This window comes from Rothia terrae, from assembly GCF_014705925.2.
GTDB classification, from domain to species: domain Bacteria; phylum Actinomycetota; class Actinomycetes; order Actinomycetales; family Micrococcaceae; genus Rothia; species Rothia terrae.
This window is the reverse complement of sequence record NZ_CP061539.1, coordinates 912,685-939,165: the sequence shown is the minus strand read 5'-3', so window position 1 is coordinate 939,165 and position 26,481 is coordinate 912,685. Positions and strand designations below refer to the sequence as shown.

Annotated in this window: 22 protein-coding genes; 6 read left to right on the top strand and 16 right to left on the bottom strand. The window is 51.4% G+C overall.

Annotated elements, in window-relative coordinates:
• The first annotated feature begins 248 nt into the window (after positions 1–248).
• Positions 249–3,995, top strand: a complete 3,747-nt coding sequence (locus IDM49_RS04345) for an FtsK/SpoIIIE domain-containing protein (protein WP_190725153.1) — start codon at positions 249–251, stop codon at positions 3,993–3,995.
• On the opposite strand, the gene IDM49_RS04340 is transcribed toward IDM49_RS04345, so the two are convergent.
• The gene (locus IDM49_RS04340; RefSeq protein WP_190725152.1) at positions 3,958–4,362 is read right to left on the bottom strand and encodes a hypothetical protein; all 405 of its coding nucleotides are present in this window, start codon (positions 4,360–4,362) and stop codon (positions 3,958–3,960) included. The genes IDM49_RS04345 and IDM49_RS04340 overlap by 38 nt on opposite strands.
• Positions 4,363–4,723: 361 nt before the next feature.
• Between IDM49_RS04340 and IDM49_RS04335 the strand changes: the two genes are divergently transcribed.
• Positions 4,724–4,972, top strand: coding sequence for a WhiB family transcriptional regulator (locus IDM49_RS04335; protein ID WP_168613761.1), 249 nt, complete (start codon positions 4,724–4,726; stop codon positions 4,970–4,972).
• Between the two features lie 51 nt (positions 4,973–5,023).
• Here IDM49_RS04335 and IDM49_RS04330 read toward each other — a convergent pair whose 3' ends face one another.
• From IDM49_RS04330 to IDM49_RS04320, 3 genes are read right to left on the bottom strand one after another with little or no spacing between them, the layout of a single operon-like run.
• On the bottom strand, positions 5,024–6,631 hold the full coding sequence (locus tag IDM49_RS04330) for a sensor histidine kinase (protein WP_190725151.1): 1,608 nt from the start codon (positions 6,629–6,631) through the stop codon (positions 5,024–5,026).
• Between the two features lie 26 nt (positions 6,632–6,657).
• A complete protein-coding gene (locus IDM49_RS04325; protein WP_190725150.1) occupies positions 6,658–7,992 on the bottom strand; it encodes an AAA family ATPase in 1,335 nt (444 codons plus the stop codon).
• Between the two features lie 3 nt (positions 7,993–7,995).
• Positions 7,996–8,655, bottom strand: coding sequence for an SAF domain-containing protein (locus tag IDM49_RS04320; protein ID WP_190725149.1), 660 nt, complete (start codon positions 8,653–8,655; stop codon positions 7,996–7,998).
• A 279-nt stretch (positions 8,656–8,934) separates the two neighbouring features.
• On the opposite strand from IDM49_RS04320, the gene IDM49_RS04315 reads away from it, so the two are divergent.
• Positions 8,935–9,153, top strand: coding sequence for a helix-turn-helix domain-containing protein (locus IDM49_RS04315; protein ID WP_168613765.1), 219 nt, complete (start codon positions 8,935–8,937; stop codon positions 9,151–9,153).
• Positions 9,154–9,156: 3 nt separating this feature from the next.
• Here IDM49_RS04315 and IDM49_RS04310 read toward each other — a convergent pair whose 3' ends face one another.
• Positions 9,157–9,576 carry a hypothetical protein gene (locus IDM49_RS04310; RefSeq protein WP_168613766.1) on the bottom strand — a complete coding sequence of 140 codons (420 nt, stop codon included), beginning with the start codon at positions 9,574–9,576 and terminating at the stop codon, positions 9,157–9,159.
• A gap of 265 nt (positions 9,577–9,841) precedes the next feature.
• Here IDM49_RS04310 and IDM49_RS04305 point away from each other — a divergent pair, with 265 nt between their 5' ends.
• Positions 9,842–10,666, top strand: coding sequence for a LysM peptidoglycan-binding domain-containing protein (locus tag IDM49_RS04305; protein WP_190725147.1), 825 nt, complete (start codon positions 9,842–9,844; stop codon positions 10,664–10,666).
• Positions 10,667–10,671: 5 nt separating this feature from the next.
• The gene (locus IDM49_RS04300) at positions 10,672–11,178 is read left to right on the top strand and encodes an Rv3235 family protein (protein WP_190725146.1); all 507 of its coding nucleotides are present in this window, start codon (positions 10,672–10,674) and stop codon (positions 11,176–11,178) included.
• 62 nt (positions 11,179–11,240) lie between these two features.
• On the opposite strand, the gene secA is transcribed toward IDM49_RS04300, so the two are convergent.
• From secA to IDM49_RS04250, 10 genes are all read right to left on the bottom strand, one after another.
• Positions 11,241–13,844 (bottom strand): preprotein translocase subunit SecA, encoded by a 2,604-nt coding sequence (gene secA, locus IDM49_RS04295; RefSeq protein ID WP_190725145.1) that lies wholly within the window; start codon positions 13,842–13,844, stop codon positions 11,241–11,243.
• A gap of 200 nt (positions 13,845–14,044) precedes the next feature.
• The gene (gene hpf, locus IDM49_RS04290) at positions 14,045–14,734 is read right to left on the bottom strand and encodes a ribosome hibernation-promoting factor, HPF/YfiA family (RefSeq protein ID WP_228008187.1); all 690 of its coding nucleotides are present in this window, start codon (positions 14,732–14,734) and stop codon (positions 14,045–14,047) included.
• A gap of 219 nt (positions 14,735–14,953) precedes the next feature.
• Positions 14,954–15,598, bottom strand: coding sequence for a ComF family protein (locus IDM49_RS04285; RefSeq protein ID WP_190725144.1), 645 nt, complete (start codon positions 15,596–15,598; stop codon positions 14,954–14,956).
• Between the two features lie 231 nt (positions 15,599–15,829).
• Complete coding sequence (locus tag IDM49_RS04280) at positions 15,830–17,512, bottom strand: LpqB family beta-propeller domain-containing protein (RefSeq protein WP_190725143.1); 1,683 nt, start codon at positions 17,510–17,512, stop codon at positions 15,830–15,832.
• A 2-nt stretch (positions 17,513–17,514) separates the two neighbouring features.
• Entirely contained in the window at positions 17,515–19,215 is a 1,701-nt protein-coding gene (gene mtrB, locus IDM49_RS04275) for an MtrAB system histidine kinase MtrB (RefSeq protein ID WP_168613772.1), read from the bottom strand.
• 5 nt (positions 19,216–19,220) lie between these two features.
• On the bottom strand, positions 19,221–19,907 hold the full coding sequence (gene mtrA, locus IDM49_RS04270; RefSeq protein ID WP_190725142.1) for an MtrAB system response regulator MtrA: 687 nt from the start codon (positions 19,905–19,907) through the stop codon (positions 19,221–19,223).
• A 68-nt stretch (positions 19,908–19,975) separates the two neighbouring features.
• Positions 19,976–21,088 carry a uroporphyrinogen decarboxylase/cobalamine-independent methonine synthase family protein gene (locus IDM49_RS04265; RefSeq protein WP_190725141.1) on the bottom strand — a complete coding sequence of 371 codons (1,113 nt, stop codon included), beginning with the start codon at positions 21,086–21,088 and terminating at the stop codon, positions 19,976–19,978.
• Between the two features lie 4 nt (positions 21,089–21,092).
• Complete coding sequence (locus IDM49_RS04260; protein ID WP_168613775.1) at positions 21,093–21,473, bottom strand: chorismate mutase; 381 nt, start codon at positions 21,471–21,473, stop codon at positions 21,093–21,095.
• Between the two features lie 84 nt (positions 21,474–21,557).
• The gene (mnmA, locus tag IDM49_RS04255; protein WP_190725140.1) at positions 21,558–22,742 is read right to left on the bottom strand and encodes a tRNA 2-thiouridine(34) synthase MnmA; all 1,185 of its coding nucleotides are present in this window, start codon (positions 22,740–22,742) and stop codon (positions 21,558–21,560) included.
• A 63-nt stretch (positions 22,743–22,805) separates the two neighbouring features.
• On the bottom strand, positions 22,806–24,056 hold the full coding sequence (locus tag IDM49_RS04250; protein ID WP_190725139.1) for a cysteine desulfurase family protein: 1,251 nt from the start codon (positions 24,054–24,056) through the stop codon (positions 22,806–22,808).
• 152 nt (positions 24,057–24,208) lie between these two features.
• On the opposite strand from IDM49_RS04250, the gene IDM49_RS04245 reads away from it, so the two are divergent.
• Positions 24,209–24,676: a tRNA (cytidine(34)-2'-O)-methyltransferase gene (locus IDM49_RS04245; protein WP_190725138.1), complete on the top strand. Its 468-nt coding sequence runs from the start codon at positions 24,209–24,211 to the stop codon at positions 24,674–24,676.
• A 73-nt stretch (positions 24,677–24,749) separates the two neighbouring features.
• Here the strand turns inward: IDM49_RS04245 and IDM49_RS04240 are convergent, their stop codons facing one another.
• Entirely contained in the window at positions 24,750–26,291 is a 1,542-nt protein-coding gene (locus IDM49_RS04240) for a S1C family serine protease (protein WP_228008186.1), read from the bottom strand.
• Between the last annotated feature and the right edge of the window lie 190 nt (positions 26,292–26,481).

Below are 26,481 nucleotides of genomic sequence, written 5' to 3'. Positions count from 1 at the left end.
CGGAATTTTTGAATCGATATCACTTGATGCCGCGCATTTCGATGTGATTCTTAGAGAACTCTATGGTTGGCGGATGTCCTGAGCACGAGAAGAGCCGCAATCCGTATGACGTATTTATGACAAAAATTCCCGGTTTTAGAGCTCGATTGTGGACACACAACCTGTACCCTCTATCAGATAGCGTGAGTTATCCACAGACTCACAGGCCGCCTCTTGCAGCTCACCTCATCTTCGCGTCGTATAGAGCTATGAAACTGAGGATTTTCGTAGAGATCACCCGTGGTATTTGGGAGCCATTTGAATTTGAGGCTGCTGACGCTAGCCCCGGCGGCAAACTGTGCGCACTGCTCGATGATGTATTTGGTCGCCGCTCTCAATGGTGGGTGCAAGACACTCCACTTGATCAATGCACTGTAGGGCTCGCGCCGCTGACAGACGGAGCTGAAATATCTCGCATCCCCTCAGCCGCCTCTAACCATCACTCAGAAATTGCGTCTTTAGAGGTTTTACATGGCCCGGATGCCGGTACCCGCTACCCCCTCCATCGTGGCGTATACTCTCTTGGCAAATTCCAATGCGATCTCACTATCGCAGATGATGCACTGGAACCGCGTCACGGGTATCTGCATGTTCTCGAATCGGGCTTCCAGTGGCAGACTGGCCAGAAATTTGAACAGGTAACAGCCAACGAACACTTCACCGTTGGTGCTACTACGCTCATCATTTCTACGAAAGGCCCTCAGCCTTCACCAACCGTCTCAGTTGCCCCGGTACAGCTCGATCTCAACCCGCCGCGCAGTCTTACGTTGACCCTCGTCATGATCGGTGTACCCTTGCTCGCCGGAATCATCGTCTCATGGCTAACACACAACTGGCTTTTTATGGTGATGAGTCTGGTTACCACTGTGGTGATGGGCACTCACTTGATTGCGCAGGGAGGCAGCAGCAGAAAAACGCGCCAGGCGCTTGCACAAGCGTCCGCTAAGGAGCAAGACCACATCAGCGCGTACCCTTCTTTAGGAGCGATAGCTCAGTCTCTAGGTTCTGCACCGCAACAATACTTTTCGCTCGGTTTACATCATCGTCCAGCTAACATTCGTGGCCGCAATATCGACCGCTACACGATTCCCCAGCAACATGACATCCTCTGCCTCCTACCTCTGCACCAGGGGCTCACCTACCTCATCAACGTCGATGAGGCCGTACAGCGCAGCATCCTCATGCAAATCATCTGTACAACAAAGTATTCCATTGCAATCGATGAGACATTAGTTCAGCAAAACCCGAAGCTCCACAGCCTTTACGGTTTGCGAAATGTCGAAATTCTGCCGACACATCAGCACGAAAGTCAGGCAGATATCATCTGGCATGCATCAGCACGCACCTTGAAAAAATCGGCCCAGCAGTCCGTCTTTAGAATTGCTTCAAACACACTAGAGCACCGCATTGAGCCCGCCACTGACATCATTATTTCTTTACAGGCGAATCATCGATACATCCAAATTCAGCAGATTCATGAGCATGAAGAAGTTTTAGTACCGGGGCTGTCCGTAGACCGTACCTTAGAGGTATGTGCAGACGGCATCAGCACCTCAGCATTTCAAACCGCGCTACACACAGCAACTCAATCTTCAGGCACGCTCGCTCATGGCTCAGACCTCAGCCCTCACGGTCGTCCACACCGTTTCTCGTCCTTGCGAGACCTGGCAACAGAGACACGGCAGCAACGCTGGCATGAAACCTACTATCAGAACGAGCTCAACCTGCACATCGGTTTAGGATGCGAGAGCCTGAACGCTACGCTCCACGGTCCGCATTTCTTACTCGGCGGTACGACCGGTGCCGGAAAATCCCAGTTGTTGAGATCCATCATCCTATCCTTAGCGGCACAATATTCACCGCGTCGCTGTTCATTCCTTCTGATTGATTTCAAAGGCTCCGCAGGTTTAGGGCCGCTAAATGAGCTCCCTCATTCTCTGGGGCTTCTCAGCGATTTTGATATCGCAGCTGTCAAGCGTGCTCTAGCTTTCCTCACTGCCAACCTTAAACGCCGCGAATCCCTTTTTGCGGCTCTTGGCATCAGTTCATACCGTGACTACGTCAGCATCCGACGAAAGACACAGGAGCCGTTGGAGTTCAGCGAGATTTTTATCGTTGTCGATGAATTCAAAATGCTGGTTGAATCTATGCCAGAAGCTATGACGGAACTTCTGAAAGTGGCAACTATTGGACGCTCACTCGGAGTTCACCTGGTGCTCGCCACCCAGAGACCGCAGGGCGCTATCTCGCAAGATATTCGGGCAAATATTGCAACGACTATCGCACTGCGAGTATCCAGCGAACAAGATTCACACAATCTTATTGGCGGCCCGGCAGCATCCTCGATCTCAGCTTCTACCCCGGGTGCCGGCTATATTAAAACTCCAGAAGCCAGTCCGGTGGCTTTTCAGGCTCCCCTGATTGATCAGGTACCACAGCTGAATAATGATGCCGTCAGTCTGACTAACCTCAGGACGAAATCTGAGGTGCCAAAAATTGCTCGCTCAGATGAACATGAAGACCAGGTGCTTCAGCGTATCGTTGCAGCCTACACCCGAGGTATTGCAGAGCACGGCTCACAGAATCTTATTCCGGCGCCGCTTGTTGCACCTTTGCAGCCTGGGCAGAACCAGCTTCATGCAGGCCAGCTGTATTTAGGTCTGCACGAAAATCCTGCTGCCGGATTCATAGAGAACCTCATCTGGGAGCCAACTACGCACGGATCTCTTCATCTCGTAGCTGATAGTGCTCTCCGTCAGTCCGTTGAACTTTCCATCGTGCAGCAGTGGTCTCACTCAGATACGGCGTGCACCATTTTCACCGCGGATGGAAATTTCTATCGGCAACTCAAAGCAGCCAGCCCTGTTACACACTGCATATTAGGCCTACAGGATATTGATTTCCTGCACGAAATTATCGATTATCTACTCACGAAAAATACTCTTCCCGCCGGAATCATCATTGACGGGCTAGACGTCCTGCTAGAAGAAACGATGCGGTCGCCGGATCTCCAGCTCAAGCTCCTTCAGCTACTTCAGGACGGACATCGTTCAGGAATCAGCGTGGTGACGTCTTCCCATCTATCGCTCAGAGGTAAATTTGCTACCGCCGTTTCGAATACAGCAATACATGAAAGTTCTTACACTCAGGATCTCTCAATACTTAAACCGCGCACTGAAATACCACCGCTTCCTCATCAATGGAAAATGCTAGGCGAAATTGTGCGAGAAAAACTTCAAAACGACCCCAGAAGCAATGCCGTCTTAACGGTTCAAAAAGCCGACCAGCTGTGTCCTTTATCACCCGTGCTCAATCAGCTACCTATTGTAATCTTTGATCAAGACATTCCGCGAACGGTACCTGCAAACCCCCATGATTTTCTCCTAGGAATAGATAGCCACTCCAAACCTGTCTATATTCGAAATGAAGGCTCTAAGTTCTTCTGTATCGCAGGCAAAAAATCATCGGGGAAAACCTCTGCTCTCAGCGCGCTCATAGCCCTTAATCCGCATCAAGAATTCATCACCGTAGACGGGTGTAAAGTACCTAGCGCAACAGCCCTTAAACAGGTGCTCTCTAGTGTGCCACAGAGCGAACAAAAAGCACTTTTGATTGATAATTTGCAAGTGTTAGATGCCCAATGCCAAAACGTTGTCATCAACGCGAGCGCCTTATTTCAGCATGTTTTTATAGCTTTCACATCGTGGAAGAGATGGCACAGCTCGCCTCTGCTTTCAAAGCTTGCAGGAACAAGCAAAGGAATTGTTCTGCAACCGGCAACCGCCTCCGATCTTGAAATTTTCACGATGGGAGATCTACCGCTGACCCTCAAGACCGATGGGGCTTTACCTGCAGGACGAGCGATTTATATAGAGTCCGCATCAGCCCGTGCCTTTCAAGTGGCAAAGTGCACGCCTATTAGCGGTCCTGCCCCAGAGGCGGAAGATTGCTATTGATACGCAGGTGATTCATGACCGGAGTCGAAAAGAGCAAAAGCAATACAGCACCCGATACAACCACTACCGGGATGCCGATTCCGGGTTGTCCACCCAAGGCTGTCTGAGTGCCAATAATGACGCCAAAGACCTGCCAAATAAGCGTTAATGCTCGAGAGAACAAGCGTCCTTTTCGCATCCCCGCCATTGCTACTGCCAAAGCTCCTGCAATGAGGACGAAAGCGACGGCTAATAAAATAGCTGATGTTACCGACTCACCAGGGGTATGAGCAGCGCTGACGACCATCAAAACAGCGATAGCGAGCACCGCTAGAACCTCAAGTGCCATCAACGACAAAATAACTTTGACTGGAGCTGGTAACCGCACAGCTAATGCCTTTCCATCTTGTTTACAAGTAACTTTCTCGCCACAACACCGGGTGAAATTTATTCTGATGATATATGAAGCTCCCATTAGCTTAACGTGTTTGCTCTTAGACCATGAGTTTTATCAACAGCAATTACGCCCACAAATTTCTACTGATAACAGCAATACATTCCTCATGTGATACATAACTCAGGGTTCATGAAGAGTTTTCGACTATAAACCCCTTGTTTACTCTCTGCTTACATGCGAAAGTTATTTAGGTTCAATCCGGCCCCGGTTTTCCAGGGGCCTGATTTATTGGTGCATCACTTTTATCGCATGTGATGTCGTTCAAGTATTAGTTTATGAGGAGAGCGTGCTCATGGATTGGCGTAGCCGTGCTGCTTGCCTGGAAAAGGATCCCGAACTGTTTTTTCCTGTAGGAAACACCGGTCCTGCCCTTTTGCAGATTGAAGAAGCAAAAACGGTTTGCCGTAACTGCACGGTCATGGACACCTGTTTGCAGTGGGCAATCGAAACCGGACAAGACTCCGGTGTATGGGGTGGAATGAGCGAAGAGGAACGCCGCGCGATGAAACGCCGCGCAGCACGCGCCCGTCGCGCTTCATAACATTACATATGAAATGGCGGTAGTTGGATTAGCCAACTACCGCCATTTATTTTAAGTATGCGCCCCGATCAGGATCGCATCGATGATTACTTTTGTACCTCGCGGTTCATTATCTTCCCAACGGATTGATCCGTTGAGTTCGCTTGCCACCAGCGTCCGTACAATTTGCATGCCCAATCCATCTCCAGAGGATGAGTATGTACCAACACCCGATGACTCAATTTTCTTAGCTCCCATGCCACGGCCGTCGTCAGTGATTGTGACGGTCAATGTTTGCTCTGCTCTCGAATTAACTGAGCGATGAGCATCCATGGTAACGGTGCCGGTTTCGGTGCCAAGTCCGTGCTCAACCGCATTGGCTACAACCTCATTGATAACCAGTGCTAAGGGGGTAGCAAATTTACTGGGCAACGCACCAAATTCGCCGGTTAGGACGGTACGAACGTGCTGTCCGGGAGAAGCCAGTTCAGCTGCCAAATGAAATTGCCGCTCAATCAAACCATCAAAATTTACGTTTTGGGTGAGACCCTGCGATAAAGCTTCATGGACGGTGGCAATTGTTGCAACTCGTCGCATCGCCTGTTCAAGCCCCTGACGCGCCTCATCACTTTCCATTCGACGTGCTTGAAGCCGCAACAGAGCTGAGACGGTTTGAAGATTATTTTTGACGCGGTGGTGGATTTCACGAATCGTCGCGTCCTTAGTCATTAATTCCATTTCACGACGTCGCAGCTCAGTGACATCGCGACAAAGAATAATGGCGCCAAAACGTTCCTCACCCAGTGCTGTTGCGCGACGAAGCGGTATAGCCCTGAAAGTAACACTCACTGTATGTGTGCGGATCTCAGAGCGCCACGGCATTCTCCCTGCCAACACGAGCGGAAGGGTTTCATCAACTTGATCGCCTTGAGGAAGCAAATCTCGGGTAATGGATGTAAGGCTGTGGGTTTCTAGGTCTTCTTCAAACCCCAGGCGTTTATAAATGGAAACCGCGTTGGGCGATGCGAAAGTAACGTTACCTTCGGCATCTACAGTAATCAGACCATCGCTCACTCGCGGGTTACCTCGCGAAGACCCAACGGGCGCAGAAAATTCTGGCCAGATTCCTCTGCTCGTCATCCTCAGCAGTTCGTCTGCGAGCTCTCGGTAGACAAGTTCTACGTGAGTACGCTGGCGTGGCTTGACGGTTTCTGAGTGCAGAGTAAGAACAGCTAAGGTGCGACCGTTTCGAATCAGAGGTACAGCAGTTGTCTGCATGTCTAGCCCGGCAATAGTCTCGGAGTCAGCGAATCTTTCGGTTTGTTGGGTCTTCCACACTCGGTGCGCAATTGCACGTAGCTGGGGCTTCATCTGCTGATTGATGAGGTCCTTATAAAACAGGGTATGCACTGTAGAGGGGCGTACTTGCGCCACCGCCGTGAAGTTACTGTCTTGCGTCGGGCCAACCGGATAATCACGCAAATGCATGACAGTAGACTCAAACTGGGTAGGCAACCACAGAACGAGATCACCGTGAGCGGTGTCAGCAATAATCTGCCAATCCCCCACCAGCAAGTGTAACCATTCGGTGTCTCCTGGGCCGTATTCGGCGGCTTCAAAAATAGGCTTAGTAAACAACAGCGCAACTCCAGCTCGTGACAGGCAGAATAATTTGAGCATACCGTGTGTACTGCCCAGGAGTCGATTTATCGCTTCTTCCGAGCAAAAGTTCCCCTCAACGAAAAACGCGTTGATTGAGTGGGAGACGTTTCGTGCTGTTGGTGTGCATTGGGTTTTCTCTCTTTACCGATTGCTGTCTGCGCCATTTTCTCGAATGCAGTTGAGAGCTCATGCCCCGGTGAAAACTCAATCATTGTTTTTCCTGCTGAAATTGCTTTATCCAGCTCTGCACGTGCATAGGGAACAAAACCGTTCAGTTCCTGGCCGGGACCAAAACGTTGCCATGCGCGCTCAAGTTCTTCTTCTGAACGTCCACCGGTGATCTCGGAGCGCACCTTATTGAGCCACACAAAGACCTCTGCTTGAGGCAAAAGTTCAACATGACTGCGGGTGAGTTCCTCATAAGCACGCACTAGTCGGGGAAAACCCACGACATCAGCAGCACCGATCAGCACCACGGCATCGGCCATTTCGATAGCAGTCAACGTTGCCCCGTTTCGCCGAGGCGCCACTCCGTCAAAACTAAGTTCCTCATCAGCCTCTACGCTAAACCCGGTATCAATCACCACAGCGTCATATCGTGCTTTGAGAAACGTCAGCACATCAGCCAACGGTTTTTCCCTTATCTCAGCCCAACGGTCAGGACGCGTCAGTCCACTGAGAACATCCAAGTAAGTGTTACCGACAGCAATTGTGCTCTTTAAGTTCTCGTAGTTTTCCTCATCTAACTCAGCGTGGTCCGCCAGATGACAGACCTGAGACAAGCCAGAGTATTCATCAATAAGACCAAGAGAAATTGCAACGGAAGGTCCGTAAGTATCTGCGTCTACTAGGACAACGGAGTACCCCTGCTGAGCCAGCGATGTTGCCAGATTTGTAGAAACAGTGGTGCGTCCCGGCGCTCCGCCACTACCCCATACAGTAATCACACGACCGCGGTCATCATCAGTGCCGCTTTCTGAGGCAGACAGAGTATCTTCAGGTTCAAGGGCATGGGTTGCAGAGGATGCTGGAATGTCATCGATATGCGCCACAGCATAAGAAATCGCTTGAATAACCTCATCCGGTTCAGCCAAGGAGCTGATGCAATGGACACCTGAGATTTCAATTTCTTCGCCGGGGTCGCACACAGCGACAACAGCAACGTCAACATCCTTGAGTTGCGCGACAAAGGATGCGCTGAGGAACTCTTGAAAGTCAGAAACTAGCAGAGCTGCACGCACGATGCCTGTCTGACCCAATCCGTACACTTCAGAAATATCATGAACATGTCGAGCAACGCTCACTTCACCGCGCTGAGCTTCAATATCGCTAATGAAACGGTTAGCGTGGTCGGCATAGACAACAACTGGAATATTCACGAACTAACCTTTCTGTGAAAAGTCAGTAGGAACAAGGTTGATTTTTTCTTCGTTGTTGATAGCGCGCAGAATTGTGCCCAGTGCATCTTCGCTGACCAGCAACTGCACCGCAGATTTACCTGTTCCACCCATGAGAGTCTCTTCGTTACTAATCTTAGAAATCTCAGCACCTTCCATCACCACGGTGGGATCGGCAAAGCTATTGCCGGCCCCGTCCTGCTTGGCTGATACCCAGACATCTACCTGAGTTCCAGCCGTCAGGGTGGATGCATAGGCACTGTCTACGGTAACCGTTGCTAATCGGCGTCCATCCGTATTTTGGGTAGATACTGCAGTAGAAGGAAGCAGCTGTCCGCTTGCAATGCGTGAGGTAGCAACAGCTCCTTCGGGAATACCCTGTTGCTCCGAAACATAAAGATTTTCAGCATCGGCTAATCGAACGTCAATCAGGGAATAATCATCAGCAGAGATTTTTTCGCCCACGCTGATATCGTGGTTCGCTTTGTAATAAGGCGCAGTTTTATTGCCCAGCCTCAAAATCCCAATAACAGCAACAATTGAGACTGCTATCAGCAGAAGGCCAATGAGTAGGCGGGGGTCTTTAAAGCCTGGACGCTGAAAACGAGCACTAACAGCGGTCGCGTCAGATTTTTTCGATGCCATGTGATATTCCTGCGAGGTAATCCGGTGTCACCCGGTGTTTGTCAACTATGAAGCCAGCAATAAGCTAGCTCACGGCAATTTTCAGTCAGGACACACCAAATTACAAGCTAATGCATCATCACAGAATGACCCACACGACAAAAAGCCAAGTCACATCGACAATCATTAAACTTCATCAAACGACACAAAACTGCGACAAAGGTGAAAATATCCACCACACGACCGACAAACCGTGCAATGATGAAGAACAGTACCACTCCCCCGTTCTAAGGAGCCACCGTGGCAGAACCTCGATTCCTCACCCTTCCAGAAGTCTCAGAAATCTTAAATATCACCCTTTCCCAAACGCGTCAGCTTGTTAAATCAGGAGAATTGCAGGGAATACAGATTGGTGGCCGCAACCAATGGCGAGTTGAGAAAATCAAGCTCGAAGAATACATCTCTGAGGCGTACGCAAAGACCCAACAGTCAATTGCGAAAGAACGGCAAAATGCCTAAAGACTAAGAACCAACAGCAATAACCGACGATAACGGCAGGACTCTCATCCCCCTTTGAGTCCTGCCTTTTTCGTCTTCTCCTCGAACAGATACTTCAACAAAATCAGCACCTACCCGCTCAATCACGCCTTCGCTCATAGAACCGGATACGTGGTAAAACCTCACGTGCGCTCGCGCACGGGAAAGCGCTCTCAGCGCAAACGCAAAAGACAGCTTTCGATTCACTGATGAGGCATCTACGTGTGAGAATTTGTTTCCGCCTTCCCAAAAGTCAATAGCGGTCAAAGGAATCACCAGGGACTCAGCACGAGTATTTAGCTGTATCCAGCCTTGACCGATGCCATCCAAAACACCGATGAGCCGTTGCGAATCGACGGTAAAGCAGGTAATCAGCTCCCCAATTTGCGCAGCGAATCGATCCATGTGCTGCACCCTGGAAAACTCGTGCCGCCTCACCTCTTGCGCGTCCTGCTCCATTTCCCGCATCTTGGCAGCGTTCAGCTGCACTTCATAATCTCTAAAAATTCTGTCTAAATTTGCCATACCCTCAGGGTACTCTCGCGCCATAAGCCTCACCCATCAGACCCCACCGATACTAAATATTTGGAAAAAAGCTTTACTTTCTCAAACAAAAGATAGATACTCTAAACATCATCAAATGACATCAAATGAAACGTTTAGGGACGCAATGAGCGAAAATAATCGCAATCATCAAGATTATGAAGCGTGGGTGGCAGCTCTTCTCACGCCGCTGGTAGCCAGCGTGGCGCTTGCGCTGTGTTTTTTGCTCTTGACGCTTGCCGAATACTTATCACCGATTGAACGCACCGTCATTATGGTAGTTACCATCAGTAGCGCCTTAATTCTGTGCTGGTGGTTATTCGGGTTTGTAACTGTGGCGGTGTTGGCCGCCTACCAGAAAGCTTCAGGAAAAGCAGTTTCAATCCCTCGCTGGATGCCAAAGGTTTTGAAGAAGCTGGCTATCGGGTCCATCGGTCTTAGCATTTATGCTGCACCAGTTGTTACGTCCATAGCACCAGCAACCGCAGTTGAACAATCGTCAGCGCAACACCTCACCGATTTTGTTGAACATGATTCGTCCCTGAGCTCCGCGCAAAAGAACTCCATATCATCGTTTTTCACAGCACCAGCCGATTCGACCGCAGATAAAGATCCCATTTCGTTCTTCTATGACACCGGTGTTTCAATACAAGAAGTCGATGTCAAAACATACACCAACCAGACAGCCCCATCTATCAATCCATTCTTCACCGCGAACCCTAGAGAACCTCTAGATGCAAGCGATGCTAATTCAAGTGGGCTTCACACCGTCGTAGCCGGAGATTCACTTTGGACTATTGCAGAACACTATTTACCTACCGATTCCACGGATGCACAAATCATGGAGTTTGTAAATGAGATATACCACCTCAACGAATTCCAGCTAGATTCTATAGACACTTTGATACGGCCCGGTCAACAACTTCTTATCCCCACAGCGCAAGAAAGATAATCATCATGAACTCCCCAGCACATCGCGAACACAAGCCCTATGCAGTTTCAGCCGAACACTACATGCTGTTAAGGCAGTCATTCAAACAAGCCAACCCATCTGTCATCACCCCCTCAAGCGGCATACCGCTTGAAGAAGCATCTTCACTCTGTCAATCGGTTGAAACCATGTGCAGCGGTTTATCAATAGCCGTTCTAGAAATCTTTGCAGGAAAACGTGGAGCTCAACAGATTGCAAAATGGTTCTCATCCGAATGCCTCATGAAAATCAAGCGCCGCGCAGATCTCACTCGCCGAGTGCTGATTGCCAAGGCACAAAATGAGCATCAGCATAATCCATTTACGCAAGACCTCACCCGGCCTAAAGTTCGCAGGGCACACGCTCAGCAAATTAATGAGTCAACTATCGAGGCCTGCGTCATTGTTGAGGACGGATACAGAGTCCGTGCACTTGCTTTCCGAGTCCAAAAAATCCGCGCTATGTGGAAGGTTGTCGAAATCGAGATTGCTTAAGCAAAATAGCCGGGGTGACACACTGAAATCAGTGTGCCACCCCGGCTATTGCTTTCTAAAAGCTACTTATTTTCCTGTACTCGCACGTCAGTGCCGCCGTCTTCAGAAGGCGCTGAATACTTCAAGAATTTAGGCTGCGGAGGCAGGTTCATCTTGATGCTTGAAGAAGTAGTACGCTGCTTTGAAAGATCCAAGTTATACAGGTAGCCAACGGTCTCTTCACGAATAGCTTCCATCATGGACTGATACATGGAGTAGCCCTCACGCTGGTATTCAACCAAGGGATCGCGCTGAGCCATTGCACGCAGGCCGATACCTTCCTTGAGGTAGTCCATCTCGTACAGGTGCTCAGGCCAACGACGTCCGATAACGGAGAGCAACACGCGGCGCTCAATCTCACGCATCGCTTCAGAGCCGACCTTGTTTTCTCGTTCCTCATAGATGTACTTCGCATCAGTGAGCAACTCAGTAATCAGCATCTCCTGAGTGAGCTTGGTTCGATCCCCAGCTTCTTCAATCATGTCGTCAATAGTGATTGACACGGGATAGATCGGCTTCAGAACATCCCACAGCTTCTCGAGATCCCAATCCTCAGGGTGACCGGCGGTGTGTTCAACGATGGTTGAGACTACAACCTCATCAATGAACTTTTGAATCTGTTCCTGAATATCTGCACCGTGCAAAATTTCAGCACGGTCTTTGTACATCGCCTCGCGCTGACGGTTTAGAACATCATCGTATTTGAGGATGTTCTTACGCTGCTCAGCGTTGCGAGCCTCAACCTGTCCCTGAGCAGATGCAATGACGCGTGAGACTAACTTGGAGTCCAACGCGGTGTCGTCGGGGGCACCTGCCATCAGGCGACCTGCTGCTTGACCGTTGAACAGGCGCATCAAATCGTCAGTCAATGACAGGTAAAAACGAGATTCGCCGGGATCGCCCTGACGGCCGGAGCGACCGCGAAGCTGATTATCGATACGGCGTGACTCGTGACGCTCAGTACCGAGAACATAGAGACCACCGAGTTCTACAACCTCGTTGTGTTCAGCCTCAACCTCTGCCTCGCACTGTTCAAGAATTGCAGGCCACTTCTGCTCGTATTCTTCAGGGGTTCGGTTGGGATCAAGACCTAAGGTCTCCATCTTCTCTACCGCATTGAACTCTGCGTTGCCGCCGAGCATAATGTCGGTACCGCGTCCTGCCATGTTGGTAGCAACAGTAACTGCGCCCTTGCGGCCTGCCTGAGCAACGATTGCAGCCTCGCGTTCGTTGTTCTTAGCGTTCAAAACTTCGTGGCGGACGCCTTCTTTAACAAGCAGCTTAGAGAGGTATTCGCTCTTTTCAACGCTGGTGGTACCCACCAGAATAGGCTGACCCTTTTCGTTGCGTTCCTTGATGTCTTCAACGACAGCGCGGAACTTAGCAATTTCGTTCTTGTAGACCTTATCGGACTGATCAGTACGCTGAACGTCCTTATTAGTCGGAATCGGAACAACACCGAGCTCGTAGGTGTTCATGAACTCAGCAGCTTCAGTTTCGGCGGTACCGGTCATACCCGAGAGCTTGTCGTACATACGGAAGTAGTTCTGCAGGGTAACGGTAGCCATGGTCTGGTTTTCAGGCTTTACTTCGACGCCTTCTTTAGCCTCGATAGCCTGGTGGATGCCTTCGTTGTAACGTCGACCGGGCAGAATACGGCCGGTGTGCTCATCAACGATATGCACCTCACCATTGACGACCACGTAATCTTTGTTGTTCTTGAACAGTTCCTTAGCCTTGATCGAATTGTTCAAGAAGCCGATTAGAGGAGTGTTGACGGATTCGTAAAGGTTTCGAATACCGAGGTGGTCTTCTACCTTATCGATGCCGGATTCGAGAACGCCGATGGTGCGCTTTTTCTCGTCGACTTCGTAGTCTTCATCGACCTTGAGGCTTTGAGCCATGCGCGCAAATTCACCGTACCAGCGGTTGGCTTCGCCGGATGCGGGACCTGAGATAATGAGCGGGGTACGGGCTTCGTCAATGAGAATTGAGTCGACCTCATCGACGATAGCGAAGTTGTGACCGCGCTGAACCTGCTCCTCGAGCGCCCACGCCATGTTGTCGCGGAGGTAGTCAAAGCCAAATTCATTGTTCGTACCGTAGGTGATATCTGCTAGGTACTGCTGGCGACGCAACTCAGGGTTCTGGTTAGAGAGAATAACGCCGCTTTCAAGACCCAAGAAACGGTAGACGCGTCCCATGAGGTTTGCCTGGTATTCAGCAAGATAATCGTTCACAGTCACCACGTGAACGCCCTTACCGCTGAGTGCATTGAGGTATGCCGGTGCAGTTGCCACCAGAGTTTTGCCCTCACCGGTTTTCATTTCAGCGATGTTGCCCAGATGCAGAGCGGCTCCGCCCATCAGCTGAACATCGTAGTGGCGCTTGCCCAAGGTACGCTTTGAGGCCTCACGAACCACGGCGAAAGCTTCGGGAAGCAAAGTATCAAGTGATTCGCCGTCTTCAATGCGAGCGCGGAACTTATCGGTTTCTGCACGCAAATCAGCATCCGTAAGTTCTACCATGCTGTCTTCGAGCGAATTAATAGCATCGGTATAGGTGCGAAGCTGTTTGAGGACTTTCTTGTCTCCGACGCGGAGTAGTTTTTCCAAGAAAGATGCCACGACTTGTGCTCCTTGAGGTTGAAGACGGTGAAATATAGTGCGTTACTTGCACGCAGACTAACAACTCATTGTAAATCACGCGTGCAAAAAATAAATAAAAATATAGCTGTCAGCACACAAATATGTGCAGGTGAAGTATAAAGATGAAGGACGCCGTCGAATTTTTTCGGCGGCGTCCTTTGGTGTGAGGGGTCTAATTTTTATGCGGTTTCTTCATCGAGTGAGATAACACCGTAGGTCCATCCCTTACGGCGGTAGACTGCGCTGGGCGCTCCGGTTTCAGCATCAATGTAGATGAAGAAATCGTGGCCAACGAGTTCCATGTGATCGACAGCTTCTTCGGCGGTGAGCTTGACTGCGGGGAAGGTCTTACGGCGGATTTCGATGGGCGATTGAACCTCATCGGTCAGTGCGTATTGGTTATCGAATGCTGCTTCTTCAAGCGGTACATCGTCGTAGTGAATTTCGGTGACGGAGGTCTGGTCACCGACAATTGGCATTGATCCTGTTGCCTCTGAAACTGATACGGGGGCGCGTCCACCATGACGCTGGTCTTTGCGGCGGTCGCGGGCTCGGCGAAGGCGTTCAAGTAGCTTGCCGTAAGTATCGTCAAAGACTGAATATTTATCTGAGCCTACTGATTCAGCGCGAAGAACGGGACCACGGCCGGTTACGGTGATTTCAACTCGGATGGTGTTAGGGCCGGTGCGTCCGTCTTTGGTGAATTTGACTTCGATGTCAGATACGTGATCGCCGAGTTGCTCAAACTTTTCAGCCTTGCTTTCAACGTATTCATGCAGTCGGTCAGTTACTTTGACGTTGCGTCCGTAGATGTTCAGTTCCACGATTGCCTCCAAAGCATTAGCGGCGAGGACCATGAAGCGGTTCATGTCCGGGAGTTTCTTGCTCCGTAGTTCAACTGTAGCCCTTTCAAGCACCAAAAATCATGTGTTACATCACATTTTTGTTTGTTTCACCTAGTAGCCGACATATTTGTTCTTGACTGCAGAAGTGTTGGAAAATGGTGACAAGCGGGCAAAAATCACTCGTTATTTTCTAGCTCAGCATATTGTTTGTTGCTTGAAGTCTGTTGCTCCTGCACAGCGTACTCAGCAGTTCTTGTTCTCTAGCTGCTTTGGGAGAAGCTCACTTCGGCGGGGCACTGCAGCCACGCTCGCATAGCCGATAACGCGTGCACCCATCTCCGCTAAAACTCGCCCGGTTTCGGCCATTGATGCACCTGTAGTAACTACGTCGTCGCAGACGATGCAAGGGGTATCGCGTAGGTCGATAGAGAACCCCAGGTACATGCTCGGTAAGGTCGCCGGAACCATGCTGCGATGGATGCGTGCCCAGCGGGCTTGCGCGCCAAGATTTTTCTGTCCGCTGGCCTGGGATACCTTTCGACCTACCGACACAGCGGGGATAACACGGGTGATGTTAATACCCTGCAACTTGAGGTCTCTATGGGCAGTTTGGGCCAGCACTTCAGCCGGGGAATAACCTCGTTTTTTCGTGTTCTTTGAGGACGATGGAACCGGTACAAGGACGCACATTGACGGGTTTTCATGTGCTTCAAGGATAAGTTGTATCGACCGAGCCAGTCCTCCCCCAAGAACCCTGTGCTGATCGTATCTGCCCTCGTTCTTGAAGGCGAGGACAGTCCGGGCTAACTCATGTTCATAGACCCCGGCTGCAACCACATTGTTCAAAGGAACACGCAGGTGAGGTACATGCACATTTAGCAGGCTCATTCTTACCAACTGTGAGCAAGCCGGACACAAGCCATTGTTGTTATACAGCTCTATTCCATAGGTGCGACAGCTGGCACACGTTTGAGGTACAGAAAGCTCCGCTATCTGCCACACACTCTTTCTGATACTTGAAAAGTTCATATCAGATATAGTGATGCATTTTTTGTAGCTTCTTGGAGTTACCCGGAAACTGTGGACATCGTGTGTCTGTGGATAACGCCGACCTATTCCCTAGCCTGAATAGTTGAAATCGTGCATACTGCTCTCAACGCGCGTCCACCCGGATGAGGTGAGGCGATACAGCGTTGAATCTTTAGTTTCAGCCATAATCTGGTTGTCGCCACCACCCACGGTAAGCTTTGTCAGCCCCTTGAGAGGTTCCAGGGAACGACTAATGCCAGAAAGTGAAACAATCTCCGCTGTTCCTTCTTCATAATTAGCAACCACAATCTCCTGATCAGAGGTGAAGTCAGCATAATCAGGGATGATTGAGGTACCGATACGTACAGGTTCTTGAAGTCCGATGGGTTTACCATCTTTGCCGCGGATCACCCCAGAGACCCACACGTACGAGTAGGTTCCATCGGTTCCCGTCAACACCGCGCGAGAGCCACCTCGCGAGATGTTAATTGAGTGGACGGAGTACCCGTTGAGCCACGGCACCTCAAGATCTTCAGGCTCCGGATTTTCAGCGGTCGAAGATACAACTGAGATCGTTGAATTATCGTGAGCTACCCATGCCCAGTGCAGGTAATCAAAACTTGGCTGGGAAAGATCGTTACCCGTTAGGATCTGCTGTGCTTCGCCATTACGCACCAGCCACATGTTCTTGCGATCTTCGCTCAGGTAGCTGTAAATACCGCGCGCAATACCCATAGCAGGCAAGGTAGCATTCGCTCCCTGCGGCGTATAAACAGTACTCTGGCTAGCAGGATCGTCAATTTGCGAGCGAGTAACGAGCGAGCCGTCTTCGGTGCCAATCACAGAATCAGGCACCGAGGGATCAACGATGGGATTTACCTCAGACAAGGTGCCTGTCTGCACCGCCTGACCATTCAACAAAAGCTTCACAGAATTAATATTTGCCAGCGAAGTCAGAGTCTCATTCATCTGCGCGTTAATGCGCTCAATGGTCAGTTGTGAGAGGTTATTGCTAATTCCATCACCAGAAATGTCAATATCAGCGGTACCGCCGTCAACCGGCACCGAGTTACGCGTCAGCTTGGTTCCCTCCGGCACTGCCGAGACCACCGCGTCCTTAAGATACGGTGCAGGCCCCTGCAAAAGAACTCGAATCAAAGAGGTAGCAACAGTATCGCGATCGGCAAACCAGCGCACATCCGGCACCGCATACGAATAAGTCGGGTCAAAGAAATACAGGGTAAACGGGTTGTACACCTGATCAAACTGGTTCTGTTGAAGAACTATTTCTCCCGGAGCTGAGCTAATACGCCAGTTGCCGTCCACGCGTTTGAGCTCAAACTCTAAGTTTTTTGTTTCATTGGCGTTGAAAGAAGTAGCAATGCCGCGGTCATCAATCTCAGAAGTTGCAGGCACACTCACTTTATAGCTATCGCCAGAACTATTAGTGATGCTTGGCTGATCAGAATAAACCACGGTGTGATCATCTGGTGCCCAACTTTGAGCGTAATCGTCCGTCAAAAATTCTCGTGCGACCTTATAGTCATCGCGAACGCCAACTCCTGCGTTTAAAAAGCCGCGAATAATCTCTTCAGGTGAAGCACCGCCAGCGGGGCCGTCAATCTCGATGCTCTCACTCGTAGAGGATGCTGTGGCGCGCGGATCCGCATAATGGTTAACGGAACCGCTGGTGGGAATGCCGGCACACGCGTTCAACGCCAAAAGTGCTACAGAACTGACGGTGATAACTGTTAGACGAGATAACTTTGCCATGGCTACTTTTCATCCTCAGCGATAGGTGAAGCACTTGTCATGATAATCGGAATCGAAGTCGATGCGGTGGACGGCGCCTCCAACTCGAAATACTTCACATCGGGCTCACCGCTCAGCAGTACCGGGGACTCCCCCAATTCTGCTCCCTGGGTCAAAGGAATAGTCATTCTGAAGCAAGCACCTTCACCAGGGCGTCCCCAGGCCTCAAGGGTACCTCTGTGCAGATGCACGTCCTCTGCAGAAATTGAAAGTCCCAGACCGGTACCGCCCAAAGTACGTTTGCGCGAAGGGTCAGCACGCCAAAAACGGTCAAAGACATGGTCAATAGCATCCGGTGATAGCCCCACACCGTGGTCGCGAACAGCTACACCCACCGCGGTATCGCTGGCAGCAACATAGACGTCGATGGGACGCCCCTCGCTGTGCTCAATCGCGTTGAAAATAAGGTTACGCAGGACGCGCTCGATGCGTCGGTGGTCCATCTCTACGGTGAGCTCAGCGATATCCGTATGGACTTCTAAGGGTGCTCCCACGCGCTCCAAATGAGGCTGAGCGGAATCAATGATTTCATTCAGCACTGTCAAAATATCAGCGGGCACAAGATCCAGGGTTGCTGACCCCGCGTCGAAACGAGAAATCTCAAGCAAATCAGCAAGCAAGGTATCAAAACGATCGACCTGGTTATACAGCAGCTCGGTAGAACGTCGGTGAAGAGGGTCAAGACCATCGCGAGCATCATGAAGAAGTTCAGCTGCCATACGAACCGTCGTCAACGGAGTGCGCAACTCATGCGAAACATCAGAGACAAAACGCTGCTGCATCGTAGAGAGAGTCTCAAGACGCGAAATCTGTTCCTGCAAGCTATCAGCCATTTTATTGAAGGAAACACCGAGTCGCGACGTCTCATTAAGCCCCTGAACATTAACGCGCTGATTGAGATCCCCCGCGGCCAGCTTTTCTGCAGTAACAGCTGTCAGACTGATAGGACGAATCACGGAACGGGTAATCAGCCACACGATAGAGACAACGACCAGTAGCATAATGGCGAACCCAAGCCACAGCACCAGGCTGATGTACTGAGCGATCTGTTGCGAACTGGAGAGGTCATAGACGAGAAACAGCCCGTATTCGGGGCTCTGCGGTATGTTGATGCGAGTGCCCACGACAACCACAGGAACTGGACTACCGTTTTCTTGAACAGGCATCTGCGCAGATTGCCAATAAATACCGTCTTGCCCGGCGACGGTATGCACCAGATCCTCTGGTATATCATCGGGGTTAGCCCACGAAAATTGGGCCTGTTGTTGAATAAAACTCTGAGAATTATCAGGTTCAGTCGGTATCAGCATCCACTGTCTTTGAGAGTCGGTGCTACCTGTCTCAAGCACCGTCAAGAATCTACGAACATCCGACTCAATCTCTGTGCGATCAATCGCGTCTGAAGAATCAATAACACTTTGCACGTTCGTAAACCCTGCTGAGGATTCCTCAAGTGCCTGGTCAAGCCGACCGTTAAAGAGCGATGACGCAATCTGGCTAGAGAGGAAGGTTCCCACCACAACGAAGGTAATCATGAGCAAAATGATTGCCATCGCCACAGCGCGAAACTGCAGGGAATGCTGCCATCGCCACGCCAGTTGTTTAATCGGTGATTTATACCAGCGTTGCGATGTCGGTGAGGGTGTAAGAGATTCTTCAGCCATCTGAACTATCGGATGTTAGCGGGAGCAGCTTTGTAGCCGACGCCGCGAACCGTCAAAATGATTTCAGGGTTTTCGGGATCCTGCTCAATCTTTGCGCGAAGACGCTGAACGTGGACATTAACCAGGCGAGAATCAACGGTTTTGCCGTAGCCCCAGACGTTATCAAGCAGAGCTTCGCGCGAGAAAACCTGGCCGGGCTGACGGGCCATGTTCACCAGAAGATCATATTCAAGCGGTGTCAATGCGATGGGGGCGCCGTTACGGGTAACGCTGTGGCCCGAAAGATCAATAGTGAGACCACCAATATTGATGATTTCGCTATTCTTGTCTTCGCGCGGACGCAAACGAGCGCGAATGCGAGCAAGCAACTCGGCAGGTTTGAAAGGCTTAGCGATATAGTCGTCTGCCCCTGCTTCGAGCCCCTTTACGACGTCCTCGGTATCGGACTTAGCGGTGAGCATGATAATCGGTACTTCAGTGACCTTGCGCAACTCAGTGCAGACCTCGATACCGTTCATACCGGGCAGCATCAAATCAAGCAAAACCAATTCGGGTTGATGCTGTTCAAATGCTTCTACAGCTTGATCTCCAGCGGTACAAAATACGCTTTCGTAGCCTTCTTGAGACAGGACGATGCCAACCATTTCTGCCAAAGCTTCATCGTCGTCAACAACTAGAATCGTTGCGTTCATGCTCCTCCTCTCGTGAGCAAAAAATATCTGACTCTTTATATTACGTGTTTTGCCGGTGGTTAGTGCATTTACTCAGAATTTTGCGCGGTTTCAGACAGCGCTGTGGCGGTTTCTGTCAGGTGGGCCAACACCGCTGTGGCATGAGCTGGACTGCAATGTTCTAGGGACGCGGATTCAGTGAGGCTAATCTGCGACAGCTGAGCCGCCGGTAAGCCGACGCGTCGCCACGGCCCAAAAATTGAATCAACAAGCGTCCTCACCGATTGTTTGGCGTGAGGATTCACGGTTGCCAGCCACAGACGCTGGCCGGCTTCAACTAGAGCCGCGATCTTTTCCCAGTCGGAGTCTTTGTAACCTTGGACGCTCTGAGCAACCGCCTCAAATGGCTGGAGGAAAGAAACCGGAACGACCTGTGGCCCCACGTTGATAACAGGCTGAGCGTTCTGCTGACGCACTGCTTGAGTCAGTACATCAAAGTTTTCGTGAACCTCGTGAGGACGCAATGCGCGCAAGGTGCGATAGCCACTTGATGTGGCGATAGTGCCCTCTAGAATACTCACCATATCCAGCTCATCAAACTGCACAATGAGTTTGGCGCCGGGAGCCGCCTCACGGAGCGATTTGAGCTGATCTTCTAAACCAGCAATCAATGAATCACGCACATCGCGGCGAGCGCCGACATCGCTCAACACTCTCTCACCGTTCGTCAGATAAAGCTGAGCGCTTAGACTCAGCGGACCCACAAACTGGATCTTCAGCTCACGCGGCTTGGCGCTTTCTTTACCAATAACATCGGCTAGAACATTAATGTCAGAAGCAAAGGTATGACGCGCCCACTGGCTTTCTTGCGAAAAGCCAGAATTAATACGCCAGCCGGCTGATGTTCCGTCGGCTTCAAGTCCCTCGAACGTTGCAATGGTTCGTGCCAGAGTAGTGGCTTGAAAACCGCGTTGCGAAAGTTCCGGAAGGTACGAAAGATGCGGATCGCCTAACTCCCCGCGAACACGGGTTACCGCGTCCACGGCGTCTTCACCGGGCCACCTGCCTAAAGCAGTTGCCTGAACAAAAAACTTTGGCTCAAAATTAATGTCGTGCTCCAAAGCCTGCGCGCGCAAATCGGCAAGCAGCGCCCGCTCGTTTTCATCTAAAATCTTGTAGCTATCGGCCACGCGACGGTTCACAACGCTAGCTCTCTCGTGTCTGCTCAGCAATTCTTTCGTGGTGACGAATCACCTCAGAAATAATAAAGTTCAAAATTTTTTCAGCGAACTCGGGGTCAAGATGAGCTACCTCAGCAAGCGAGCGCAGTCGCTCAATCTGGGCAGCTTCACGGTCAGGATCGCCAGAGGGAAGATTATGCTCTGCTTTGAGATAGCCCACGCGTTTAGTAGCCCTAAAACGCTCAGCGAGCACATGCACCAAAGCGGCATCCAAATTATCAATACTCTGACGAATAGAGTAAAGCTCTTGCAACACGGCTTCATCTACTGTTCCACGCAAAGAACTCGCTTCTGCATCGAATTCTTGGTGTGCCTGTACGTCTTGGGGGTTTTCGGCTGAAGTCATATACCTAGTCTAAAAGCTATGAGACCCACTTCGCGAAATGGGTCTCATAGCTTGCCCACCATTTAGACAGGTGTTGTGTTGGTTTTAGACGTCTGCGCGGTCGAGTGAGTACGCGCGGTTGATCGTTGCCTGCCCAAGGACGCGGGTGTCCTGGTACATGACGAGGGTTTGCCCCGGTGCTACTCCTCGCAGCCCCTCTTTCAGGCGCACGACGATTTCAAGGCGCAGAGCGTTTTCATCGTTTGATTCATCGTCGCTGACCCATTCAAGATGCGCGGAAGACAGTACAGGGTCTGCGTGGGCACGCACCTGAGAGGTGATATCAATGTCAGCGCTCGCTGCGCCAAGCTCAGCCGGGCGCTGGATGAATTCAGCGAACTGAGCAACGGGTTCACCCGCCCACGTGCAGCGGATGCCGCGGATTTCTTCAACGGCAAGAAGTTCCTTGGATCCTACAATAACTTCGTTGCTCTTGGGTCTGATCTCCAGCACAAAGCGGGGCTTACCATCGGGAGCCGGGTGACCAATTTTCAGCCCCTTACGCTGACCGACGGTAAATGCCTGTGAGCCCTCGTGCTGACCGAGCACGTTACCTTCAGTGTCTTTGATATCGCCGATGTTCATCTCAATATGCTCAGCCAGCCACTCGCGGGTATCACCCTCAGGAATAAAGCAAATATCGTAGGAGTCAGGTTTCTTAGCCACAGAGAAGCCGCGGCGTTCAGCCTCAGCACGCACCTCAGCCTTAGACGGAGTATCAGCTAGGGGGAACCACGCATGCTTGAGTTGCTCATGAGTCAGAACACCGAGTACATACGACTGGTCCTTCGCCCAGTCAGCTGCACGGTGCAACTCACGATTACCGTTTTCATTCGTAATCACTTTGGCGTAGTGACCGGTAACCACCGCGTCAAAACCCAAAGCCACTGCCTTTTCAAGAAGCGCAGCAAACTTGATCTTTTCGTTGCATCGCATACAAGGGTTGGGGGTGCGACCGTGCTCGTATTCAGAGATAAAGTCATCCACAACATCCTCTTTGAATCGCTCGGAGAAATCCCACACGTAGAAGGGAATGCCGAGCTGATCGCACACGCGACGCGCATCCATGGAATCCTCGATAGTGCAGCAACCACGGCTACCGGTACGCAAAGTACCGGGCATACGAGACAGCGCCAAATGAACGCCAACAACATCGTGACCAGCTTCAACCGCACGTGCGGCAGCTACAGCTGAATCCACGCCGCCACTCATCGCAGCAAGAATCTTCATAATTTTCTATCCTTCATCACGCATCCGCGTGCACACATCATCAGTAAATACGTAAAAATTGCGTTAGTGCCACAAGGCGGCGTCGGGTGTATGCGCTGCAAGGCCTGCTTTTTGGGCCTGTTCAAACGCCGCGGGCAAAGCCTTGATCAAAGCTTCAATATCTTCTGCAGTGGTGCTGTGCCCCAGAGTGAAGCGTTGCGCACCACGCGCGGTCACCTCGTCGAGTCCCATTGCTAGCAAAACATGTGAAGGACGCGGCACCCCGGCGTTGCATGCCGAGCCGGTGGAGCTTTCAATACCAGCCATATCTAGCAGGAATAGCAAAGAATCTCCCTCGCACCCTTCAAAGGTGAAGTGAGCATTATTGGGCAATCGACGCCACGGCATTGAACCAAGCTCTTCGTTACTCTCGGGGTGGGGGCCTCGCAAAGTGGCCTGGGGAATCAGCTGCTGTACTCGCTCTATCACGGTATTTCGAAGCTGAGCGATCCGGGTTGACTCTTCAGCGAGATTCTCCCCCGCGCTGGTGGCTGCAGCGGCAAAACCAGCGATGGACGCCGCATCGATAGTGCCCGAACGCACCGAACGTTCCTGCCCGCCGCCGTGCAATACAGGCATCATGGCCGCAGAACGCGTGGCAATCAGCGCACCAACGCCCATAGGTCCTCCGATTTTGTGGCCGGAAATCGCCATCGTGGTCACGCCGGATTCACGGAAATTCACCGGAATAGCGCCGAATGCCTGAACAGCATCGGTATGCATTGGAATATCAAATTCTTGAGCGATTGCAGCGATCTCAGCAATAGGCTGGATGCTCCCGACCTCATTATTTGCCCACATCACCGTCACCAGCGCTACAGATTCGGGGTCAGAGGAGACCTCGGCGCGTAGTGTCTCAAGGTCCACGACGCCGAACTCGTCAACCGGCAACCAGACCGCCGTCGCGTCCTCATATTTTTCAAGCCATTCAACGGCGTCGCCCACTGCATGGTGCTCAATAGAAGACACGAGAATTTTGCGGGCAGCAGGGTTAGCTTCGCGGCGCTTCCAGTACAGCCCCTTAATAGCTAAGTTATCCGCTTCGGTGCCGCCCGATGTGAAAATGATTTCAGCGCTGTCGCATCCGGCAACACGCGCAATTTTCTCACGCGCCATTTCAACGGTAGATCGCGCACGACGTCCCGCAGAGTGTAGCGATGAAGGGTTACCACCGGCTCGCATTTGAGCAACAACAGCATCAACAGCCTCAGGCAAGGTGTCGGTGGTTGCCGCGTGATCAAGGTAGATACGAGCCACGATTATTCCTTTACGCATCAAATATTTAGGGACGAGGGGCGAGAACTATTCTACGGTGCACGCAGTGTTTATGCGCATGAGATATGCCACGAACTTAATAACCGTTGGCTACCCCCTGGGTCTCAGTGCGTACTGGGCGTTTTCAGCTTTGGAGCACTAAACTTACCTACGTGTTCAAAATTCTTTTCTATACTCCCGAAATTCCCGGCAATACCGGTAATGCTATTCGTCTAGCAGCTATCACCGGTGCCGAATTGCACTTGGTCGAACCTCTTGGTTTTAACTTTGAATCCGCGCATCTGCGTCGTGCCGGGCTGGACTACCATGACCTAGCTGTCATGACAGTTCATAAAACTCTTGAAGACGCGTGGGACGCCCTCATGCCGGCACGAGTTTTTGCTTTCACCACCACGGCAACCACCAGTTTTGCGGATATCGACTATCAAGAAGGCGACGTGTTGATGTTTGGCCCTGAATCTGTGGGCTTGCCGCCAGAGGTGCAGAATGATGCTCATATTACCGAGCGCGTGAAGATTCCGATGCTTGAGGGCCGCCGTTCCCTCAACCTCGCCAATTCCGCCTCTATCGCGGTGTACGAGGCCTGGCGTCAACACAGTTTTGCCGGAGGTTCGCTGTAACACTAACAGTGTCCCCGTAGCTCATCAGCTACGGGGACACTGTTAGTGAGCTCAGCGCTTTTGCCGAACCTTATTAGTTATTGGCGTTGTCAGAATTACCGAGCGTTATCTCAACTTCCTCAGTACTGTTTCCTCGCTGGACTTTAGCCTTCACGGTGTCGCCGGGGGCAGCCTGACGTACAGCGGCGGTGAGTTCATTCGCCTCGGAAATTTTCTTTCCGTTGAACTCTACGATGACGTCGCCTTCCTTTAGGCCGGCCTTTTCAGCGGCTTCACCTGAAACAGTGGACTGAATAACAGCGCCGTCGCCAAAGCTCTGGCTTGAATCGTTGTTTGCCGGTGAGCTGCTAACGGATGCGCCAAGGTAGCCGTGTGATGCACTACCGTTTTGAATAATTTCTTGAGCGATACGCTGGGCGTAGTTAATCGGAATGGAGAAACCAACGCCAATGTTGCCGGTGCTACCCTCGCTTGAGGATGAGCTAGAACCAGCTGACGCAATAGCAACGTTAACGCCGATCACCTCACCTTGGGAGTTCACCAGCGCACCGCCCGAGTTACCGGGGTTCACCGCAGCATCTGTCTGAAGCACGTTCAAAGAGATAGTATTCTGAGCCTGCTGTTGTTGGGATTGGCCGGGCAACTCGAACTGGAAAGGGGAATCCTGCTGCGAATTCTGAGAACCGCTGGTCTCTTGATCGCCTTCAGGTGCTGCGCTGGATGCGACTTCTATAGTGCGGGAGAGCGTTGAAATAATACCGTCCGTCACGGTGCCATCCAGACCCAGCGGCGCGCCAATAGCCACAGCGATATCGCCCACGTTGAGCTTGTCAGAATCTCCCAAGGTAGCCGGTGTCAGGTTCAGTCCTGCGGGATCAATTTTTACCACCGCGAGGTCACTGGTGGGGTCAGTACCAACGATGGATGCCTTCTTAACGGTGCCATCAGAAAGTTTCACCTCAACATCAGCGTTGGCAGCTGCCCCGTCAAGAGTCACCACGTGAGTGTTGGTGAGAATATGCCCCTGATCGTCAAGCACAATGCCAGAGCCAGAGCCTGATGCACCAGAACCAGCAACTGAAATAGTGACCACCGATGGCGTCGCCTTCTCAGCTGCCGCGGTGACGGTGTTGACCGAATCGGTGTTGTTCACGATGGTGGTGCCGCTTGAAACGGTTGAGGCGTTGCCGCCGTGCGAACCGAGTGTTGCGGCGCATCCGCCCACGCCACCACCGATTAAAGCAGCGAGCGCTGCTGAGGTGAGCAACAATCGGGTGGTGTGCTTTTTACGCGGGTTCTCGTGAGTTACGGGGTACTGCTCTTGCCCAGGCTGCGCATAGTAGCCGTGAGAATTGTCGTAAGCGCCCTGCTGCGGGTACCCATAGGGGTTGGACGCTTGCCCCTGAGCGGAGCTATAGCTTCCGGACGCCTGATGGTTGTATGCCTGCTGGGAGTTCTCCGTGTGATGTCCCTGAAGCGGGATAGTTGCATCTGCATCTGCCCCGGGAGCACCCCACTGTGAAGAGTTCTGGTGATACGATCCAGCACCGGCCGGTGGATTCTGCTGGAATTCGGGGTTGTTGTCGCGGGACTGTCCCCAGGGGTTGTTAGTCATCACAACTCGCTTTCGTGCGTGCATGTCAAAGTTTTACTTAGCACCTACTATGCCTTGCGGTTCTGTGCTAATCGTGAGCCAATTCTGAAAGTTCACTGAAAGTATTCGTTACGTTTGACCCGCATTTTTTGTTGTGCCTGCCGCGAACCCGCTAGCCGCACCTGTTCGATGTTCCCTCCGACACCTACAA

What these genes read in the sequence shown, in the direction of transcription:
- IDM49_RS04345 (WP_190725153.1), top strand. Translation starts at nt 249, where the DNA reads ATGAAACTGAGGATTTTCGTAGAGATCACCCGTGGTATTTGGGAGCCA.
- IDM49_RS04335 (WP_168613761.1), top strand. Translation starts at nt 4,724, where the DNA reads ATGGATTGGCGTAGCCGTGCTGCTTGCCTGGAAAAGGATCCCGAACTG.
- IDM49_RS04330 (WP_190725151.1), bottom strand. Translation starts at nt 6,631, where the DNA reads ATGCTCAAATTATTCTGCCTGTCACGAGCTGGAGTTGCGCTGTTGTTT.
- IDM49_RS04320 (WP_190725149.1), bottom strand. Translation starts at nt 8,655, where the DNA reads ATGGCATCGAAAAAATCTGACGCGACCGCTGTTAGTGCTCGTTTTCAG.
- IDM49_RS04310 (WP_168613766.1), bottom strand. Translation starts at nt 9,576, where the DNA reads ATGGATCGATTCGCTGCGCAAATTGGGGAGCTGATTACCTGCTTTACC.
- IDM49_RS04305 (WP_190725147.1), top strand. Translation starts at nt 9,842, where the DNA reads ATGAGCGAAAATAATCGCAATCATCAAGATTATGAAGCGTGGGTGGCA.
- IDM49_RS04300 (WP_190725146.1), top strand. Translation starts at nt 10,672, where the DNA reads ATGAACTCCCCAGCACATCGCGAACACAAGCCCTATGCAGTTTCAGCC.
- hpf (WP_228008187.1), bottom strand. Translation starts at nt 14,734, where the DNA reads ATGAACCGCTTCATGGTCCTCGCCGCTAATGCTTTGGAGGCAATCGTG.
- IDM49_RS04285 (WP_190725144.1), bottom strand. Translation starts at nt 15,598, where the DNA reads ATGAGCCTGCTAAATGTGCATGTACCTCACCTGCGTGTTCCTTTGAAC.
- IDM49_RS04280 (WP_190725143.1), bottom strand. Translation starts at nt 17,512, where the DNA reads ATGGCAAAGTTATCTCGTCTAACAGTTATCACCGTCAGTTCTGTAGCA.
- mtrB (WP_168613772.1), bottom strand. Translation starts at nt 19,215, where the DNA reads ATGGCTGAAGAATCTCTTACACCCTCACCGACATCGCAACGCTGGTAT.
- mtrA (WP_190725142.1), bottom strand. Translation starts at nt 19,907, where the DNA reads ATGAACGCAACGATTCTAGTTGTTGACGACGATGAAGCTTTGGCAGAA.
- IDM49_RS04260 (WP_168613775.1), bottom strand. Translation starts at nt 21,473, where the DNA reads ATGACTTCAGCCGAAAACCCCCAAGACGTACAGGCACACCAAGAATTC.
- mnmA (WP_190725140.1), bottom strand. Translation starts at nt 22,742, where the DNA reads ATGAAGATTCTTGCTGCGATGAGTGGCGGCGTGGATTCAGCTGTAGCT.
- IDM49_RS04250 (WP_190725139.1), bottom strand. Translation starts at nt 24,056, where the DNA reads ATGCGTAAAGGAATAATCGTGGCTCGTATCTACCTTGATCACGCGGCA.
- IDM49_RS04240 (WP_228008186.1), bottom strand. Translation starts at nt 26,291, where the DNA reads ATGACTAACAACCCCTGGGGACAGTCCCGCGACAACAACCCCGAATTC.